General features: G+C 75.3%; 15 protein-coding genes and 1 pseudogene. 6 read left to right on the forward strand and 10 right to left on the reverse strand.

Features of this window, described 5'->3' with window-relative positions:
* Nucleotides 1-25: 25 nt before the first annotated feature.
* Both RI578_RS19270 and RI578_RS19275 read left to right on the forward strand, forming a co-directional pair.
* Entirely contained in the window at nt 26-958 is a 933-nt protein-coding gene (locus RI578_RS19270; protein WP_310872229.1) for a LysR family transcriptional regulator, read from the forward strand.
* Nucleotides 955-1,830 carry a serine hydrolase gene (locus RI578_RS19275; protein WP_310872230.1) on the forward strand — a complete coding sequence of 292 codons (876 nt, stop codon included), beginning with the start codon at nt 955-957 and terminating at the stop codon, nt 1,828-1,830. Before RI578_RS19270 ends, RI578_RS19275 begins: the two co-directional genes overlap by 4 nt.
* A gap of 9 nt (nt 1,831-1,839) precedes the next feature.
* Here the strand turns inward: RI578_RS19275 and RI578_RS19280 are convergent, their stop codons facing one another.
* The gene (locus RI578_RS19280; protein WP_310872231.1) at nt 1,840-3,501 is read right to left on the reverse strand and encodes a right-handed parallel beta-helix repeat-containing protein; all 1,662 of its coding nucleotides are present in this window, start codon (nt 3,499-3,501) and stop codon (nt 1,840-1,842) included.
* A gap of 186 nt (nt 3,502-3,687) precedes the next feature.
* Here RI578_RS19280 and RI578_RS19285 point away from each other — a divergent pair, with 186 nt between their 5' ends.
* Nucleotides 3,688-4,059: a DUF6479 family protein gene (locus RI578_RS19285; RefSeq protein ID WP_310872232.1), complete on the forward strand. Its 372-nt coding sequence runs from the start codon at nt 3,688-3,690 to the stop codon at nt 4,057-4,059.
* 165 nt (nt 4,060-4,224) lie between these two features.
* Entirely contained in the window at nt 4,225-4,725 is a 501-nt protein-coding gene (locus RI578_RS19290) for an FxLYD domain-containing protein (protein ID WP_310872233.1), read from the forward strand.
* Nucleotides 4,726-4,886: 161 nt separating this feature from the next.
* Here RI578_RS19290 and RI578_RS19295 read toward each other — a convergent pair whose 3' ends face one another.
* The 3 genes from RI578_RS19295 to thrS all read right to left on the reverse strand — a co-directional run bounded on the left by RI578_RS19295 (nt 4,887) and on the right by thrS (nt 8,955).
* Nucleotides 4,887-6,557: a glycoside hydrolase family 13 protein gene (locus RI578_RS19295; protein ID WP_310872234.1), complete on the reverse strand. Its 1,671-nt coding sequence runs from the start codon at nt 6,555-6,557 to the stop codon at nt 4,887-4,889.
* A 92-nt stretch (nt 6,558-6,649) separates the two neighbouring features.
* A complete protein-coding gene (locus RI578_RS19300; RefSeq protein WP_310872235.1) occupies nt 6,650-7,630 on the reverse strand; it encodes a nucleoside hydrolase in 981 nt (326 codons plus the stop codon).
* A gap of 53 nt (nt 7,631-7,683) precedes the next feature.
* Entirely contained in the window at nt 7,684-8,955 is a 1,272-nt protein-coding gene (gene thrS / locus RI578_RS19305; protein WP_310872236.1) for a threonine--tRNA ligase, read from the reverse strand.
* 312 nt (nt 8,956-9,267) lie between these two features.
* On the opposite strand from thrS, the gene RI578_RS19310 reads away from it, so the two are divergent.
* Complete coding sequence (locus RI578_RS19310) at nt 9,268-10,035, forward strand: hypothetical protein (RefSeq protein WP_310872237.1); 768 nt, start codon at nt 9,268-9,270, stop codon at nt 10,033-10,035.
* A gap of 44 nt (nt 10,036-10,079) precedes the next feature.
* Here the strand turns inward: RI578_RS19310 and RI578_RS19315 are convergent, their stop codons facing one another.
* The 4 genes from RI578_RS19315 to RI578_RS19330 all read right to left on the reverse strand — a co-directional run bounded on the left by RI578_RS19315 (nt 10,080) and on the right by RI578_RS19330 (nt 14,057).
* Nucleotides 10,080-10,799: a GAF and ANTAR domain-containing protein gene (locus RI578_RS19315; protein WP_310872238.1), complete on the reverse strand. Its 720-nt coding sequence runs from the start codon at nt 10,797-10,799 to the stop codon at nt 10,080-10,082.
* Nucleotides 10,800-10,892: 93 nt separating this feature from the next.
* Nucleotides 10,893-11,627 (reverse strand): TIGR03943 family putative permease subunit, encoded by a 735-nt coding sequence (locus RI578_RS19320; RefSeq protein ID WP_310875810.1) that lies wholly within the window; start codon nt 11,625-11,627, stop codon nt 10,893-10,895.
* Complete coding sequence (locus RI578_RS19325) at nt 11,624-12,634, reverse strand: permease (protein ID WP_310872239.1); 1,011 nt, start codon at nt 12,632-12,634, stop codon at nt 11,624-11,626. Before RI578_RS19325 ends, RI578_RS19320 begins: the two co-directional genes overlap by 4 nt.
* Nucleotides 12,635-12,707: 73 nt before the next feature.
* Nucleotides 12,708-14,057 (reverse strand): helix-turn-helix transcriptional regulator, encoded by a 1,350-nt coding sequence (locus RI578_RS19330; protein ID WP_310872240.1) that lies wholly within the window; start codon nt 14,055-14,057, stop codon nt 12,708-12,710.
* Nucleotides 14,058-14,172: 115 nt separating this feature from the next.
* On the opposite strand from RI578_RS19330, the gene RI578_RS19335 reads away from it, so the two are divergent.
* Nucleotides 14,173-14,400, forward strand: a complete 228-nt coding sequence (locus tag RI578_RS19335; RefSeq protein ID WP_310872241.1) for a hypothetical protein — start codon at nt 14,173-14,175, stop codon at nt 14,398-14,400.
* A gap of 31 nt (nt 14,401-14,431) precedes the next feature.
* Here the strand turns inward: RI578_RS19335 and RI578_RS42700 are convergent, their stop codons facing one another.
* On the reverse strand, nt 14,432-15,862 hold the full coding sequence (locus tag RI578_RS42700; protein ID WP_399063133.1) for an extracellular solute-binding protein: 1,431 nt from the start codon (nt 15,860-15,862) through the stop codon (nt 14,432-14,434).
* 768 nt (nt 15,863-16,630) lie between these two features.
* Nucleotides 16,631-18,511, reverse strand: a pseudogene (locus tag RI578_RS42705) (caspase family protein); the annotation flags it as partial.
* Between the last annotated feature and the right edge of the window lie 2 nt (nt 18,512-18,513).

Genomic DNA, 18,513 nt, shown 5'->3' on the forward strand with positions numbered 1-18,513 from the left:
CCTGGTGCGGCACCTGGAGTGCTTTGTGGCTGTTGCAGAAGAGTCACACTTCGGGCGTGCCGCCGCCCGCCTCGGCATGGCCCAGCCGCCCCTGTCGCAGCGCATCCAGCGGCTGGAGAAGGAGTTGGGCGTCCGGCTCTTCGAGCGCACCAGCCGCCAGGTGGCCATCACCGAGGCGGGCACGCTGCTGCTCGCCGAGGCCCGTGAGCTGCTCGCCCGCTCCGAGTCCTTCCGGGCCGCCGCGCGCCGTATCCGGGACGGCGAGACCGGCCTGCTGCGCGCCGCCCTGTCACCCGACATCTCCGGTGAGACCGTCGCCGCGCTCCTGGCGGACTTCCGGCGCCGGCACGCGGGCCTCGAACTGGAGCTGCACGAGCTGTCCACGGCCCAGCAGCTCGCCGCCTTCGCGGCGCACGAGCTGGACGTCGGCCTCATCCACCACCCCTGCGACGTCACCGGCCTGGAGCTGGGCCCGGTCCTGCGCCGCGATCTCGGCGTGCTGCTGCCGCGCGGGGCCGCCCAGGCACGGCTCGACGAGGTGCCGCTCGCCTCCCTCACCGGCTACGACCTGGTCCTCTTCCCGCGCGCCGGCGCCCCCGCGGTCTACGACGACCTGCTCACCGCCTGCGCGCGGGGCGGCTACACGCCCGCCGCCGTACGGCACGGCCAGGGCGCCAGCTTCGTACGCGGCCTGGTGCTGTCGTCCGGGGCCGTCGCCCTGGGCCCCCGCGACACCCAGCTCGCCGCGCCCGCCGACGGGGACCTGGTCTGGCGCCCGCTGGCCGGGGCGCCGCTGGCCTGGCGGCACTCCGTGGCCTGGCCCAAGGGACGCGGCGACGCCGCCGTCGGCGCCTTCGCGGACGCGGCCACCCACGCCCTGCGCACCACGGCCGGCGCCCGCTCGGAGGCCCCCGCCCGGCCACTGCACCTTCGCCCGGCATCGGAGTTCTGGCTGTGACCGACATCGTTACCGGACGCCTCCAGGCCGCCTTCGCCGACGCCGGGGTCACCGGGTGGCTGCACGCCGTCGACATCGACTCCGGCGCCCAGGTCGAGACCGGGGCGGACCAGCCGGTGTGCACGGCCAGTGTCCACAAGGTGTGTGTGCTGGTGACGCTGCACGAGCTGGCGGCGGCCGGGGTGCTGGACCTCACCGAGCAGGTCGAGTGCCCGCCGGCCGGACGCACCCCGGGGCCCACGGGGCTGGCGGCCATGCTGGACCCGGTCCGGCTGTCGCTGCGCGACGCGGCGTTCCTGATGATGTCCGTCAGCGACAACACCGCCGCCGACCTGCTGCTGCGCCGGGTGGGTCTGGACGCCGTCAACCGCACCACGGACCGGCTGGGCCTCACCCGCACGCGGGCGGTGTACGGCTTCGGGGAGATGCTCGGCACCATGCGCGAGGACGCCGGGCCGGCCGGTGCCCGGGCGCTGACCGACCCGCACGTCATCACCCGGCTCCGCGCCCTGGACCCGGCCCGCACCAACCGCAGCACCCCCCGCGACATGACCCGCCTGCTCACCGCCCTGTGGCGGGACGAGGCCTGCCCGCCCGAGTACGGCGCCGCAGCGCGCCGCGTCATGGGCCTCCAGGTCTGGCCGCACCGCCTGGCCTCGGGGTTCCCCTTCGACGACGTCCACGTGGCCGGCAAGACCGGCAGCCTGCCGACCCTGCGCAACGAGATCGGCGTCGTCGAATACCCCGACGGCGGCCGCTACGCCGTGGCCGTCTTCACCCGTACCGCCCACACCGCGGCCGTCCTGCCGGCGGCGGACGCGGTGATCGGCACGGCGGCCCGGATCGCGGTGGACGCGCTGCGGGCACCGTGAGGCGGCGCGTCAGCCGTCGTTGTCCCGCCAGCGACCGCCGCTCGGCGCCGAGTCGAAGCGGGTCGCCGCCGACGCGTTGCCGCTGAAGTCGTTGCCGGAGACCCGGCCGCCGGTCCAGGTGGCCTCGTGCGCGATCCACACGGCGTGCGTCTGGGTGCGCGGGTGCCCGTCGTCCCGGACGCGGTTGCCGTGCACGTACGGGTGGGTCACGGCGGCGGCGGCGGTGAGGCCGGTGCGCGGGGCCGGGGAGTCCGGGAGGCGGTAGGCGGCGCCGGGCCCGGGGGTGCCGCCCGGCCAGGCCGTCTGCGCGCCGGGTCGTTCGGGGGCGAGGGTGAGTTCGGTGGCGGTGTTGTCGGTGACCACGACGGTGACTTCGGCACCGGCCCCGGCGGTGACACGGTCGCCGCCCCCGGCGTTCCGGGCGCCGACCGTCAGCAGCTTGCCGCGGTGGCCGCCCGGCAGCCAGTCGGCGTTCTCATCGGTCAGGGACAGCGGCCCGCAGTGGACGCCCGCGCCGCCTCCCCGGGTCTCCGGCGCGGCGCGGCGGCCGTTGTTCCGGATCCGGTTGCCGAAGATCGCCGGCTCGTGCAGCGGGGCGTCGACGCGGATGCCGTCCAGGGCGTTGTCGTGGATGTCGTTGGACTCCAGGACGATGTCCGTGGCGGGCTCCTGGTCGCCGCCCGCCAGGTTGTGCTGCCAGTAGCCGTACCGCCCGTTGCCGCTGACGCGGTTGCCGCGGAAGGCGTACGGGCCCGGAGTGTTGCCGAGCGCGATCCCGTCGCCCACGTTGCCGTCGATCACGCACCCGGTGACGATGCCGCCGCGGCCGCCGACGCTGGTGGTGCCCTGCGCCGACACGTCGAACCCGGCGACGTGGTTGCCGAGCATCGTGCAGCCGGTGACCAGCAGGCCGTCGGCGCCCCAGTCGGAGATGCCGTAGCGGTTGCCCTCGGTGTGGCAGGCGGTGACGCGGAAGCCGCGGGGCGGGACCCAGTCGTCCTGCTGGAGTTCGAGGAAGATGCCGTTGGTGCCGTTCCCGGTGGCCGTGCAGTCGGTCACCGCCAGCCGTTCGACCGGCCCCCAGCCGCCGACCCCGATCCCGATGCCCGCGCCGCCCATCTCCTCGCCGGGGTCCTGCCGCCCGCACCGTTCGGCCAGCACGCCCTCGACGACGGTGTCCTGGAGGAAGTCGCACCCGAAGCCGGTGGCGGCGGTGTCGTGGATGTACAGGTCGGTGAAGCGCCCGCGCAGCACGTACTGGAGGCCGAGCCCCTTGGCCAGCACCTCGTACTCCTCGGTCTCCACCCCGGAGCCGTCGATCTCGAAGTGCGCGAAGGTGACGTCGGCGATGTGGTTGTCCCGCCCGGCGCCGTGCTGGGCGGTGGTGAACCAGGCCAGCGGGACCGGCTGCGTCGGGGCGCCCGGGTTGGCGAGCGCGAAGCAGGTGGCCCCGCGTCCGGCGCCGACCAGGGAGACGCCGCTGCGCCAGAGCACGGGCCGGTCCCGGATCACGTACCGCCCGGCGGGCACGCGCACGGTGCGCGGGCGTCCGTCGGCGGCGGTGGCGTCGCCCAGCGCGTCCACCAGCTTCTGCAGGGCCGGCCGGTCGTCGGCGGTGCCGTCCCCGGCCAGGCCGTAGTCATGGGCGTCGGCCGTCAACGGCGCGGTCATGGGGCGCTCCTTCCACCGGCGGCGCGGGGGGGGGGGGGGCGGCGGGCTCGGGGGCGGCGCCGCCGCGGTGTGCCGGGTACCAGCCACCGGCCGCTCTCAATCACGGCGGTCGCTCCTGGAAGCCCTCGGGAGGGCACTCCGGACATTCCTGGCGCTTTATCCCATTTGGAGGTACATAATCAGAACATGAGTACGGCAACGTATGAACTGCTGGCCGCGTCCTCGCACGCGCTCAACCTGACGATCGCCTTCATCGGCGGGCTGGTGATCGCCGGCGCGCTGATCTGGGCCGTACGCATGGGCTTGGGGGTCATGGAACGCGAATCCGAACGCCCGCACGCCGACGAACACGGCAAGCTCCCCGCGACCGGCGCCGTCCACGAGGAACGGGAGGCGCGGGAACCCGACGAGATCCCGCTCGCCGCGGACGGAAGCCCACGGCTCATGCCGTACCAGCTCCACCACTCGGGCAGCCGCCGGGGCGAGGACCAGAGCCGCCGCCGCTGGCTGCCGGGATCGAGCGGCTCCTTCGGCAGCGGTGGATCGGGACACGTGTGACCCGGCCGCCCGACGGGCTCCCGCCCCCGAGCGGGTAGCCCGCGGCCGGCGGGAGCCCCCGTTCGGCCCAACGCCGGTGTGCGCGCCGGCCTTCGCGGACCTTCACTGGAGAGGTCCCGCGTGTTCTCGCGGGACGTGTACCCACCACAGGTCCCTGGAGGCGACATGGCCGGTCACCGGGTGCGCACGGCAGTCGGCGTGGCGGTGCTGGCGGGCGCCGTGCTGACCGGCTGCTCCGACGGCGGCGGCGACGGTGACGCGCCGTCGGACGCGGGCAGCGCCGCGGCCAGCCGGGCCGCGTCGGCCGCGTCCTCGCTGGCCTCCCAGGGCGCGGACGCCGTGGCGTCGGCCACCGCGGAGGCCGGACGGTGGCTGGAGGACATCCGCGAGGGCGCCGACGTCGAGGGCGACGTGAAGCTGGGCGACCCGAGGACCGACGCCGACGGACGCACCACCGTCGAGGTCACCGTCCGCAACACCGCCGACTCGACGAAGTCCTTCGCGGTGCAGGTGAACTACACGGACCCCGGCGGCACCCTGCTCGACACGGCCGTCGTCACCGTCCCCGACGTCCCCGCCGGAAAGACCGCCCGGGCCACCGCCCGCAGCAGCCACGACCTGTCCGGGGACGTGCGCGCGGCGGTGGCCCGGGCGGTGCGCTACTGACCCCCATGAGCGACCCGGGCGCCGACGCCGGCGAGGCCACGGGCGGAGGCGTTCCCGGCGAGACCTGCACGGAGGCCGGGGGCCGCCGGCTCGACACCACCTCGCACGAACTGGCGATCGTGGTCCGACCGCCGCCGGCCCCGCTCATCCCCGCGGACCGGCTACAGCGCCAGCCACACCGTCGTGTCAGGGCCCAGGCGGCCGTCGTCCAGCGGTGCGCTGCTCAGCAGCACCTCGCCGGCCGGCAGGTCGACCGTCGTGCCGGAGAGATTGGCGACGCAGCGCCACCTGTCCGAGCGGTCGAACCGGAGGACCCCGGCCGGGACGTCGTCCGCCCAGGTCAGCGACTCGCCGTCGAGCAGCTTGCGGCGCAGGCGCAGGGCCGTGCGGTACAGCTCCAGGGTCGAGCCCGCCACGCCGTCCTGGGCCTGGACGGCGTACGACGCGAAGTCCGGCGGCTGCGGCAGCCACGCGGCGCCCGCGCCGAAGCCGTACGACGGCCCGCCCGTCGTCCACGGCAGCGGCACCCGGCATCCGTCGCGGCCCTTGCGGACGTGCCCGGTCTGCTCCCAGATCGGGTCCTGGAGCACCTCGGTGGGCAGGTCGGCCACCTCGGGCAGGCCCAGTTCCTCGCCCTGGTAGACGTACGCCGAGCCGGGCAGCGCCAGCATCAGCAGCGTCGCCGCGCGGGCCCGGCGCAGGCCGGCCGCCGCGTCGACAGCCGGTGCGTGGCCGCCGGACAGCAGCCAGGCGTCGGTGTCGGTGTCCGGCGGCAGGACCAGGCGGGTGGCGTGGCGGACCACGTCGTGGTTGGACAGCACCCAGGTCGCCGAGGCACCGGCGGCGTGCGCGTCGGCCAGGGAGCCGGTGATGATCTCGCGCAGCTCCGCCGCGTCCCAGCCGCCCTGGAGATACTCGAAGTTGAACGCCTGCCCCAGCTCGTCCGGGCGGGCGTACAGTGCGCGCCGGGCGCCCGGCACCCACGCCTCGGCCACCGCCATGCGGGGCGGGGTGTAGGCGTCGAGGATCTTGCGCCAGTCGCGGTAGACCTCGTGGACGTCGTCGCGGTCGTAGAACGGGTGGGTGCCGGGGGCGAACTCCGCGAGTGCCGCCTCGCTGCTCAGCTCGGGGGAGCCGAGGTCGCGCAGCGGCTCGGTCAGGTCCTTGACCAGCGCGTGCGCCACGTCGACGCGGAAGCCGTCGACGCCCCGGTCGCACCAGAACTTCAGCGTGGTGCGGAAGTCGGCGCGGACCTGCTCGTTCTCCCAGTTCAGGTCCGGCTGCTCGGGTGTGAAGAGGTGGAGGTACCACTGTCCGTCGGGCACCCGCTTCCAGGCGCTGCCGCCGAAGACGGACTGCCAGTCGGTGGGCGGGAGTTCCCCGCGCTCGCCGCGGCCGTCCCGGAAGACGTAGCGGTCGCGGGCCGCGGAACCCGGGCCCGCCGCCAGGGCCTCCCGGAACCACGCGTGGCGGTGCGAGGTGTGGTTGGGGACCAGGTCGACGATCACCTTCAGGCCCAGCCGGTGGGCTTCGGCGGCCATCGCGTCGAAGTCGTCCAGGGTGCCCAGGCGCGGGTCGACGTCGCGGTAGTCGTCGACGTCGTAGCCGCCGTCGGCGAGTTCGGACGGGTAGAACGGGCTGAGCCACAGGGCGTCGACGCCCAGGGTCGCCAGATGGGTCAGGCGCTGGGTGATGCCCCGCAGGTCACCGAGCCCGTCGCCGTCGGCGTCGGCGAAGCTGCGGGGGTAGACCTGGTAGATGACGGCCTGCCGCCACCAGTTGGGGTCCTTGGACGACAGGTCGGGCGTGCGGGTGGTGCTGCGTACGGTCACGCGGTCTCCTTCGCGATGCGTGCGGGCGACACGAATAGATCTGTCCACATCACCCGAAAAGCGAACCCGCGCGCCCGCGACGCGCCGGTGCGCTACCCGCCGGTGCGCTCGACCGCCCCCAGGTACAGCTTCACGTACCGCGCCACGTCCACCTCCAAAGCGACGTCCACCAGCGGCTGTTCGCGGGTTCCCTCGTGCAGTTCGGACTCGCCGGGGCGGACCCGGCGGTCGACCAGGGTCTGGCCGCGGGCCGGTCCCGGTGCCAGGGACACCTCGACGGGCAGCCGGTGCGTGGTCAGGCCCTCCGGGTCGAGCACCGCGCAGACCGCGCCCGCGTCGCCGAGGCCGCCGCCGGGGTCCGACTCGTCGGTGGCGGGGCCGCGGTGGGCGAGCAGCTCACCGGCGAGCCGGGTGCCGGGCTCGGCGCTCGCCCGCAGCCGGCGTACGTCCGGTCCCGGGACGATCACCCGCTGGAACACGTCCAGCCCGTACATCGTGATCGGCACCCCGGCGGTGAGCAGGATCGCGGCGGCCTCCGGGTCGTGCCACACGTTGAACTCGGCGACCGGCGTCGCGTTCCCGGTGGCCACCGCGCCGCCCATGAACACGATCCGTTCGATGTTGGCGGTGACCTCCGGGTGGGTGCGCAGCAGCAGCGCGATGTTGGTCGCCGGCGCGGTGGGGACCAGGGTGACCGGCCGCGGTGAGGCGAGGATCTCCCGGCGCAGCAGGGTCACCGCGTCGACGTCGACGGGGGCGCGGGTGGGCGCGGGCAGACCGAGGTCGCCCATGCCGTCGTGCCCGTGCACGTGCCGGGCGGTGCGCACCTCCTCGATCAGCGGGCGCTCGGCACCCCGGGCGACGGGGACGTCCGGGGCGCCGGCCTGCTCCAGCACGGTCAGGGTGTTCCGTACGACCCCCGCCACGTCGGTGTTCCCGGCCACGCAGGTGACGGCGCGCAGGTCGAGCCCCGGGTGGCGGACCGCCAGCAGCAGGGCCAAGGCGTCGTCGATGCCGGTGTCGCAGTCGATGATCACCGGGACGGGCTGCCGGTCGTCGGAGGCGGTCGTCACTGCGGGGGCTCCTCGGGCTCGGTGGGGGCGGATCCCGGTGACCCTACGCGGGCTCACGCCGGTTCCCACAGCTCGGGGCCGCGTGCCCGCACCCGGCCGTCGATCCGCCGCAGCAGCTCCGCGCCGGACACCCGCCCGGGCCGGCGCCCGTCCCGCAGCCGTACGTCCGCCAGGTCGCCGCCCGCCGCCTCCCGCGCGCCGATCACCGCCTGGTACGGCACCTTGCGCGCCGCCCGGACGCGGGCGCCGAGGGTGCCCTGCTCGGGCCCGGCGACCTCGGCGCGCAGCCCCAGATCACCGGCGCGCCGCACCAGGTCGTACGCCGGGTCCTGCTGCGCCGCGCCGACCGGCAGCACCACCAGCTGCACCGGCGCCAGCCACGCCGGGAACGCCCCGCCGTGCGCCTCGATCAGGTGCGCGACCACCCGCTCCACGCTGCCGATGACGCTGCGGTGCACCATGACCGGGCGGTGGGCGGCGCCGTCGGGGCCGGTGTAGCGCAGGCCGAAGCGTTCGGGCTGGTGGAAGTCGATCTGGACGGTGGAGAGGGTGGACTCGCGCCCGGCGGCGTCCGCGACCTGCACGTCGATCTTCGGTCCGTAGAAGGCGGCCTCCCCCTCCACCGCCTCGTACGGCAGCCCCTCCAAGGCCTCCTCCAGCAGTGCGGTGGCACGCCGCCACAGCTGCGGGTCGGCGACGTACTTGCCGCCCGGGCCGGGCAGCGAGAGGCGGTAGCGGGCGGCCCGGATGCCCAGGTCGGCGTGGGCGCGGCGGATGAGGCCGAGGGCGGCGCGGGCCTCGGCGGCGGCCTGGTCCGGGGTGCAGAAGATGTGCGCGTCGTTGAGGTGGATGGCCCGCACGCGGGTCAGGCCGCCGAGCACTCCGGACGGTTCGGAGCGGTACATGGCGCCCAGCTCGGCGATCCGCAGGGGCAGTTCCCGGTAGCTGTGGGAACGGGAGCGGTAGACCAGGGCGTGGTGGGGGCACAGGCTCGGGCGGAGCACGACCTCCTCCGCGCCCAGCTCCATCGGCGGGAACATGTCGTCGCGATAGTGCTCCCAGTGCCCGGAGATCTCGTACAGCTCGCGTTTGCCGAGGACGGGCGAGTACACGTGCCGGTAGCCGGCCCGGCGCTCCGCCTCGCGGACGTACTCCTCCAGGGTGTGGCGGACGATCGCCCCGTCGGGCAGCCAGTACGGCAGGCCCGCGCCCATCAGGGGGTCGGTGTCGAACAGCCCGAGTTCGCGGCCGAGCCGCCGGTGGTCGCGGTCGGGGGCGGGCGCTGGTGCGGGTGCCTGGGCGGGGTTTCGGTCCTGGTCGTGCACGGTGGTCTCCTCCGGACGGAGGGCGAGCGCCACGCGAAGAAGCCCCGGGGCGCTCGCCCCGGGGCTTCGGACTCCTGCTCAGCAGTCAGCGCGCCGGGACACTCCCCGGCGTCGTCATCAGGAAATGGCGCGCGCGCTTCATGGCACGGGACGGTACCCGCGGGCGGACGCCGCCGCGAGCCGTTTTTCGCCGGGCGCCTCACCCGGACGGCCCCGCACGCTGGTGGCGGGGCGGGGGCGGTGGTGCCGTGGAGGGTGCGACCGGCCGGATCCCGAACGGCGCCGGTCGCCCCGGCCCGCCAGGAGGCACCTGTGCAGCATGCCCCCGCCGCCCGTCCCCTGCTCGTCTGCGCGCTCTCGGCGGCACTGACGCTGACGGCAGCCGCCTGTTCCGCGGGCGGCCGGGCGGCGGAGGGGCCGGTCGGCACCCCGCCCGCGACCGCGCAGTCCCCGGCCACGCTCCCCTCGCCCGCCGTGCCGCCCGCGCTCACCCGGGGGCAGGCGCGGGCGGCCCTGATCACGGAGGCCGACCTGGGGGAGACGTGGGAACCGACACGCGGCGCCGCGACCTGGCGGGACCAGGTACTGAAGGCCACCGCCGAGCGGCCCGACTGCGGGCGGCTGCTGGACGTCCTCTACACCGAGGAGCTGTTCGGCGACGCCATCGCCCCCAGGGCCACGGCCGCCCTGGACGACGCGGCCGGCGGGGCCCAGCTGCACTACCGGATCACCTCGTACCGCGCGGCCGACATCGACAGGGTGCTGACCTGGCTCGGGACGCTGCCGGACACGTGCGGTCGGTTCACGGCCCGGGCCGCCCGCGGCACCGCCCTGGACGTCCGGGTCACCGACCTGGCACCGCCGGAGGCGGGGGACGCCCGGCAGGGCCTGCGGGTGACGGTGAACGCCGAGGGTGCCGTCCTCACCGTGGACCTCGTCGCCGTACGCGTGGGCGACGACGCGATCAGCCTCACCAACGGCGCCCCCGGCGAGCCGGCCGAAGCCGCCACCCGGACCGCCGTCGAGGTCGGGACGGAGCGGCTGACGGAGGCCCGGCGGCAGGGGCGGGCACAGGTCTAGCGCAGGACGGACCGGGCCGGGGCCTGGGGCACCGCCGACAGGGCCTAATGGTCGCGGTCGAAGCGCCGGCGGTGGGTGAGTACGTCGCGGGCCACGTCGTGGGCGGTGCGGCCGCACACGAACGCGTCGGCGCGCAGGCGGGCCAGGGCCTCGTCGGCGCCGACCCCCAGCTGGGCCATGATCATGCCGACGGCCCGGTAGACCTCGTCGTGGTCGCCGGCCAGCCGGTCCAGCCAGGTCTCCTCCCCGCGCGGCAGCGCCATCAGCGCCGTCGTCATGACGCCGGCCACGAGCCGCGCCAGGCTCAGTTGCGGGCCGGCCAGCGGGCCGGGGGTGTCCCGGTAGAGGTCGAGGGTGCCCAGGCAACCGGCGGCACCGCCCAGCGGCAGCGCGTAGACCGCCCGTACGCCGACGGCCGTCGCCTGCTGGGCGAAGACGGGCCACCGGCCGGCGTCGGCACCGGCCGTCAGATCGCAGGCCAGCACCGGGGCGCCCGACTCGGCGGCGCTCACACAGGGGCCGTCACCCAGCGTGGCCTGGAGCTCGGCCAGGTACGTCGCCCGGTCACCGCTGGCGCACAGCCGTACCGGCACGCCCTCGCCGCGCAGCGACGCGCTCGCCCCGGTCACCGGCAGCAGCCGTACGGCCGTGCGGCACAGGCGTCCGGGCACCTCGTCCGGCGGGGCGCCCCGTACTTGTTCGGCGATCACCTCGGCGGCGCGTGCTCCGTCCGAGGACCACCCGGATTCGTCGCTGGGCCGCACGCGCACCGCCTCCTTCACTCACGCGGCCGCAGGCTCGACTACCCGTGCCCGACCGGGGGAAACCGGGGTGCGCCGCAGGTCGTGGACGGGGGCTCAGCGCTTCTCGTACGGGTTCGCGGGCTGCTCCACCCGGCGTACGTCCGTCGCGTCGAGGACCGGCGGCCAGGCCGCGTCCGAGCCGAGTTCGCCCTCCGGGTGCCAGCCGCCGGTGACCGTGACCCACGTGTCGACGGGCGGGGCGCCGGCCCCACGGATCTCGGCCTTGCCGGTGGTGGCGTCGGCGGCGCAGCAGGAGACGAGGAGCCGGGTGACGTACCAGGTGCCGTCCTCGCCGTGGGTGACGAAGCCGGTGAGGCGGACGGTACGGCCGGTCAGCGACCGCTCGCTGTCGTAGAGCGCGCGGGAGCCGAACTCGGCGAGGGTCAGCTCCACCGGGTCCCCGGACGGCAGCGCCGGGAAGGTGCCGACCCCCCGCGCCGCGCGCTGCGCCGCCTCGCGGCCCGCGCTGTAGGAGCCGAGCGCGGGCGGCGGGAACAGCAGCAGGGCGAGGGCGGGCAGGGTGAGCAGCCAGGCGACGCGGGGACCGGCGGGGCCGTGGCTGTGGCCGTGGGCGTCGGTCTCCCCGTCCGTCTTCTGGTCCGCGTCCTCATGACCGCGCCGGGCGAGGGCCGTCGCCGCCGCGAGCAGCACCAGCACCGCCCCGGACACGATCAGGTACGGCCGCAGCCCCGGCTGCACGTACCGCAGGTAGAGGTCGCCGAAGAGCGAGATGCGCAGTACCGCCGCGCCGGTCAGCGCGAGCAGGACCGCCGGTCCGTACCGCCTCACAGCAGCCACCACCCCACCAGCACGCTGCTCGCCACGGCCACCACCCAGGTCACCGACGCGAACCGCACCGCGAAGGCCCGGCCGAAGGTCCCGGTCTGCAGCGCGATCAGCTTCAGGTCGACCATCGGCCCCACCACCATGAACGCCAGCCGCGCGGTCGGCGAGAACCCGCTCAGCGAGGCGGCGACGAACGCGTCCGCCTCGCTGCACACGCACAGCACCACCGCGAGGACCGCGAGCAGCAGCACGGACAGCCAGGCGGAGTCGGTGAAGACGTCCAGGACGGAGCGGGGCACGGCGACGTTGAAGGCGGCGGCCGCGCCCGCGCCGACGACGAGGAAGCCGCCCGCGTGCAGGAAGTCGTGGCGCAGACCGGAGACGAAGCCGGTCCAGCCGTACGACGACGCTCCGGGCGCCGTACGGCTCTTCGGCAGGCGCAACCACTCGTCCTTCCCGAACCGGACCCACAGCCAGCCCATCACCACCGCAGCCGTGAGCGAGGCGAGCAGGCGGGCGGCGACCATGGCGGGCTGTCCGGGGAACGCGATCGACGTGGCCACCAGCACCACCGGGTTGATCGCGGGCGCCGACAGGAGGAACGCGAGGGCCGCCGCCGGGGCGACCCCGCGCCGCATCAGGCTCCCGGCCACCGGCACCGACGCGCATTCGCAGCCGGGCAGCACCACCCCCGCCGCCCCCGCGACGGGCACCGCGAGGACCTGGTTGCGGGGCAGGAGGCGGCTGAAGGCGCGCTCCGGCACGAACGCCCCGATCGCCGCCGAGACGACCGTGCCGAGCAGCAGGAAGGGCACGCCCTGGACGACGACGGCGGTGAACACCGTCCACCAGGCCGCCACCGGGGGCGTGTAGAGGTCGAGCGCCAGGACCGGGCCCAGCACCGAGACCACGGTGGCGACGGTGAGCAGCGCGGCCCCGCCGAGCACGGCGTACACCAGCGCGCGCACGGCGAGCCGCACACCGTCGGCCACGGTCCGTCGGTCGTCCACGTTCCTCGCACCCCGCTCGTCCCTGCCCCCGCCGCCATGCTGACCGGCGCCGCTGTGCACAGCCCAGGATTCCCTACAGCGGCGGCTGTGCGGGCGCCGGGCCCAGGGTCGTCGTGCCGGGTGCCGTGCGGTGTCCGAGGCCGGTGCGGTAGGCGTCGAGGGCCGCCTCCACCCGGCCGGTGCGGCGCAGCAGGTCGCCGAGGAGCCGGCACAGGTCGGCCAGGTCTCCGGCGGCGCCCGCCCGTTCCAGCAGGCTGAGGGCGCGGACGTAGTGCTCCTCGGCCGCCTCGGTGTCCCGGCCGTCCTCGGCGATGATGCCGAGCAGCCGGTGCGCGCCCGCGGAGTGCACGGCGCCGCGCTCGGAGGAGAGGTCGTCCAGTACCCCGTGCAGCAGTTCCGCGGCCTCCTCGGACTTGCCGCGCCGGTGCAGTACGTCGGCCAGCTCGACGGCGACCTGGCTGCTGTAGAGGGCGGCGCGGGTGGCGGAGAGCATGCCGAGGGCCTCCCGCATCTCCTCCTCGGCGCGCGGGAGTTCGCCGTTCTGGGCGCAGACGTAGCCGCGCATCCAGTGGCAGTTGGCCAGCTCGGTGCGGAGTTGCAGCGTGCGGTACAGCTCTGCCGCCTTGGCGAGCGAGGCGTCGGCCTCGGCGAGGCGGCCCTCGGCGAGCAGGGTGCGGGCGACGGAGCGGTGCATGCGGGCCACCAGCGCGGGGTCGCCGGCGCTGGGGGCGAGGGAGAGGGCGAGTTCGGCGGCCTGGGCGGCGCGCGCGTGGGCGCCCATGTCCATGTACGGGCCGATGGCGCTGGCGTAGAGCAGGAGGAGCGCGTCGGGGTCGTGCAGGCCGCCGCGGTTCAGCTCGTCGAGGGTGGTCTCCAGGAGGTAGACGGCGTAGCGCAGTTCACCGGCGAGGTAGTGGGCGAGGGCGCGTCCGCGCAGGGCCGGGACGCGGGCGGGCAGCGGGGCGCCGGCGTCGGCGAGGCACTGCTCGGCCCGCTCGAAGTACTGGCGCCCGGAGGTCAGTTCGCCGGTCTCCACGGCGCACTCCCCGAGTCCGAGCAGCGCGGCGGCCCGTTCCTCGGGCAGCTCGTGGGTCTCGGCCTCGGCGAGCAGTTCGGTGTACTGCCCGGCCGCCTGTTCGGCGCCGTCGGTGGCCAGCGTGCGCCGCGCCTCGGTGAGCCTGAGCCGCAGATCGGTGGCGAGCCGGGCCGGGCGCCCGGTGGCCAGCTCCTCGTAGCCGACGCCGAGCCGTTCCGCGAGGTGCCGCAGCGCCTCGTCGGAGGGGCGGACGCGGCCGGCCTCCAGGGTGGAGATGTAGGCGGGTGTGTAGGCCGGTTCCGCGAGCTGGCGCTGGGTCATCCCGCGCTCGGCCCGCAGTCGCTGCACCCGGCGGCCGATGGCCACCCGGTCGTCACGGTCCCCCACTGCCAACTCCCCCTGCGGCTCTTGCCGTTCGAGTCCGACGGCTCTAGGTTAAACCGCGGATTAAGCGCGCTTAACAGCGCTTGGCACAATCCCGTACGATCCCGCAGAGGACACCGTGCCCGAACGCACACGCACCGCCGAACGTTACGCCAGAGCCCTCGCCGCGGCCGTCGCCGCCGTGGCCTGCCTGCTGCTGGCCGCGAACGCGGGACCGACGGGCACGGCACACCCGCCGGCGCCCGCCCCGGCGGGGGACACGACCTCGGTCACGGACTCATCCGTGACGGACTCATCGGTCACGGACTCATCGGTCACGGACTCACTGGTCACCGTGGGCCGCTGAGACGTCGGTGCGGTGCGGCGCCGCTGGACGGTCAGTCCGGCAGGGCGCGTCTGAGGGCCTCGTCCAGTCGCCGTGCCAGTTCCGCGTCGCCCGGCGGGTCGTCGGCGAAGAGGGCGCCCAGCTCGGTGGTGAAGGTCTGGGTGAAGGCGCCGTACAGCGGGGTGCGGGGGCGGTGCACCGCCTCCCGGAGGGCGGGGAGCAGGATGTCGCGGGCGTACTCCGGGCGGCCGGCCGCGTCGCGGGGCACGGTGTCGGCGCTCTCCCCGGTGGGCGCCGCGGAGGGCGTCGCGGCACCCACCGCGCACGTCACGGCGTCGTCCGTGTAGGCGGAGGCGCGCGTCGCCGCGAAACCGGCGTCCAGCAGGCAGCGTTCGCTCTCCTTGCCGGTCAGGTACCGGATCAGGTCGGTCGCCTTGGTCCTCCGCTGGGATGCCGCGGTCACGGCGAGGTTCTGGCCGCCGAGCACGGCCCGCCCCGGCAACGCGGTCACCCCCAGGCGGTCGTCGTCGGGGAACGACTGGTGCAGGGCGGGATACACGTACGGCCAGTGCCGCAGGAAGGTGGTGCGGCCGGCGGCGAAGTCACCGAGGGAGGCCGCCTCGTCGGAGCGGAAGGCGTCCGGGAGCACGTACGAGGCCTCGGTACGGCGGCGCAGCTCCGTGATGCCCTCCGTCAGCTCCTCGACGGTGGCGTCGTAGTCCCCGTCCTCGTCGGTGAGCGTGAGGTCCGGCACCGCCGACGCGAACGCCTCCACCGCGTTGACCGTCCGCCCCTCGTACGCGGCGAGCTGGGTCGTCCAGCCCTTGTCGTAGCCGTCGGGCTTGTGGTCGCCGACCGCGTTGATCAGCTTCTTCAGCTCCGGCCAGTCCAGTCCGCCCGTCAGGTCGGTCTGCTCGACGTCCGCCTGGCTCAGGTGGTCGCGCCGGTAGTAGAGCAGGCCGACGTCGCTGTTGAAGGGAGCGGCGTACACCTCGCTGTCCCAGCGGGCGGTGCTCGCGACCGGCGCGATGACGTCCTCGTCGAGCAGCGACCCGGGCAACGGGCTGATCAGGTCCGCGGCCGCGAACTCCGGGACCCAGGTGACGTCGAGGTTGACCACGTCGTAGGCGGCGCTGCCGGACTGGAGCGCGCCGAGCAGCTGACTGCGCTGTTCGTCGGCGTTGCCGGGGAGTTCGACGAGCCGGGCCCGGTAGCCGGTGCCGGCCTTCTCCTGCTCGGTGTTCCAGGCGTCGATGAGCCGCTGGCGGATGCCGTTCTTGCCGGTGACGTCCCGGCCGCTGGCGACCACGATGTCGCCGGGCACGTCGGCGGAGGGGGAGGCCGCGGGCCCGCTCCCGTCGCCACCACCACCACCGCTGCACGCGGTCGGCACGAGCAGGAACAGCAGGAACAGCGGGGTCAGCAGCACCGCCGGCCGTCGCCTGGACTGTCTCCGGTGTCTTTGGAGCGGTACTCCGCGCATCACGCCTCCCCCGTTCCGGTGCGGGCGACCTCGTCGTGCAGGGCGGCGCCGAGATCGTCGTCGGCGTCCAGGCAGCGGCCCCCGCTCGCCTCGGAGACCCGGGCGTCCGGCTTCCCCTCGTCGCAGCCGCCGCCCTTCAGGGAGACCATCGCGATCGGCACGTCCCTCGCGCGCGAGGGCCAGCAGGTTGCCGAATCCGTCGTCGGCGAGCCGGTCCGCGTCCTCGTCGTCGGTGACGAAGACGATCAGGCCGGGACGCTCGTCGTCGGCGTCCCGCACCTCCATGGCTTCGAGCGCGGCCCGCAGCGCCCCGCCCGGATCGGCCTCGGCGTCCCGGACCCCGGCCTCGCGGTCGATGGCGCGCTCGGCGTCCTTGCGGCTGTGCGGGCCGAAGGACAGCACGGTCTCGTGGGTGTCCCCGCCGGTGTCCGACACCGCCCACACGGCGTACTCGTCCCGGCCGCCGAGCCCGCCCAACGACTGTTTCAGCAGGCCGGGCCCACCGCTGGGCCCCTCCCACTGACCGGCCATCGAGCCGGAGCTGTCCAGCAGGAACAGCACGCGGCCGGGGCCGTTCGCGCCCCGGTAGCCCTCCAGGGACGCCTCCATCGCGTCCCGTCCGGCGGACTCGGTCAGCGGCGACGGCGCCCTCAGCACCCCTTCGGCGACCTCGGTGGGGTCCAGCAGGGCGCGGTCGCCGGTGGCCGAGCGGAAGCCGTCCCGGGCGAAGGCCGCCCTGCCGCCCTCGCCGGTGAGCCACTCCCGGAAGGCGTCCGCCTCGCGGTCCCGGTCGGCCGCGTCGCGGTCGGCGCCCTGCCAGCGGACGCGGACGAAGAGGGGTTCCAGACCCGGTACGTCGCCCGGGTACTGGGCCATGCGCGGGGTGCGGCGCGCGCTGTCGCAGCCGACGCCGCTCTTCAGGAGGAACTCGGGGACGAGGGCCGCGGTGCGGTTGTCGACGGCGTCGTCGTCGGGCAGCGCGCACAGCAGCTCGGCGGCGGTCGGGGCGGGCGGCCCGGACTGGGCGACCCGGTCCTCGGCACGGCGGGGGTCACGGGCGCCGGCCGCGCCCGGGGTGCCGTACAGGGCGATCGTGGCCAGCAGCCCGGTGTCGGTGAACTCCGGGTCGGGACGGCGCACCGCGGCGTCCGCGTGCCGGGCGCGCAGGTCGTCGATCATCCGGGTGAGCGGGGGCCCGGTGCGGTCGTCGAGTCCGTCGGCGGCGATGTCCTGCGGGACGGCGAGCACGACCGGGGAGTACGCGAAGGGCTCCTGGTCGGGGTCGAGTTCGGCCACGGCGTCGGTGTCCTGCCCGGCGGCGACCCGGGCGGCGTCGGCGGGTGAGCCGGGTATCCAGACGTCGGGCTGCGGACCGACGTCGCGCTGCGGGTTGGTGTCGGCCTCGCGGGGTTCCTGCCAGGCGCCGGTCTGCTTGCGCAGGGCGGTGACCGCGTCGGCGGCGCCCGCGCTGTAGACGGTGACGCCGCTGCGCCGGCAGCCGTCGCCGGTGGTGTTCGCCTCCGACGTCAGATACGCGTCGGCGGCGGCCCGGACCGTCGGCTCCAGGTCGGGGTCGGTGAGCACGCGCAGCTCCAGGGGCGGGGCGCAGGAGGAGGGGCCGCCGGTCCGGCCGGCGAGCTGGAGGACGCCGATGCCCGCGGCGCCGACCAGAACCAGCAGCACCGCCGCCCAGGTGACCGGCCGCCGCCACCGCTCGTACCAACGTCTCACCGCCTCCCGTACCGCCCGGAGCCTCTCGGAGTCAGGGATGCGACGGACCAGCGCACGCCCGGCTGCGCCCACCCCGCCCAGCAGCGCGGCCAGAGCCGCCCGGAGAGGGCGGACGATGGGCGGCCCGGGCGGCGGGGGCGGCGGTGGCGGGGGCGGCGGTACGGGCGGACGAGCGGCCCTCGGCCGGGCGGCGAGGAGTACGTCCACCCCTGGCTCGGCGCGACTCTCCGGCTCCCAGACATCACCGCGCACCGTCCGGTGACCCGCCGCGGACATCCGGGACCGCAGGTCGTGCACGAGCGCGCGGAACGACACGTCGCCGTCCGCCTCAAGCAGCTTCGCGAGTTCGGCGGTGAACGGCGTCGGGGTGTCGGGACCGCCCGCGTCGATGCGGTGGTTGGCCTGCACGCTCATCAACAGCAGCAGCCGCCGTTTGTCGCGGGGCTCCGGGCGGATCCAGGCGGCGTTGCCGGCGAAGCAGCAGTCGAGGACGACCACGATCCGCCGGGCCGGACTGGCGGCGAGCATCGCCTGCGCGACGCTGAACTGCTCCGCGCCGGGGAAGACCGCGTGCCCGCCCGCGACCACGCGTGCCTTGCGCATCTGCAGGAACAGCTCGTCGCCCGCGTTCGGGATCGCCCCGTGCCCGGCGAAGTACAGCAGCAGGACGCCGTCGGCCTCATTGGCGGCCTTCCACAGCTCCTGGTCGAAGGTGCCCTGGTCGGGAGAGCGGCACACCGTGATCTCCCGCTCACCGAACACACCGCCGTGCCGAAGCGCCTCCTCCAGCCGGTTCAGGTTGTGCTTGACCGCCGGAAGGTCGCCGGGCACACCGTCCGGCGGCTCCGTGTGGTCGTACTCGGACACTCCGACCAACAGCGCCCGGTTCGCCTTCCCCCGCGGGTCGTAACCGGTCACCG

It is taken from the genome of Streptomyces sp. BB1-1-1 (assembly GCF_031597775.1).
Classification (GTDB): Bacteria; Actinomycetota; Actinomycetes; order Streptomycetales; family Streptomycetaceae; genus Streptomyces; species Streptomyces thinghirensis.

Excerpts from the sequence above, each read along its gene's own strand:
- RI578_RS19280 (WP_310872231.1), bottom strand. The coding sequence starts at position 3,501 with ATGACCGCGCCGTTGACGGCCGACGCCCATGACTACGGCCTGGCCGGG.
- RI578_RS19290 (WP_310872233.1), top strand. The coding sequence starts at position 4,225 with ATGGCCGGTCACCGGGTGCGCACGGCAGTCGGCGTGGCGGTGCTGGCG.
- RI578_RS42700 (WP_399063133.1), bottom strand. The coding sequence starts at position 15,862 with ATGCGCGGAGTACCGCTCCAAAGACACCGGAGACAGTCCAGGCGACGG.
- RI578_RS19285 (WP_310872232.1), top strand. The coding sequence starts at position 3,688 with ATGAGTACGGCAACGTATGAACTGCTGGCCGCGTCCTCGCACGCGCTC.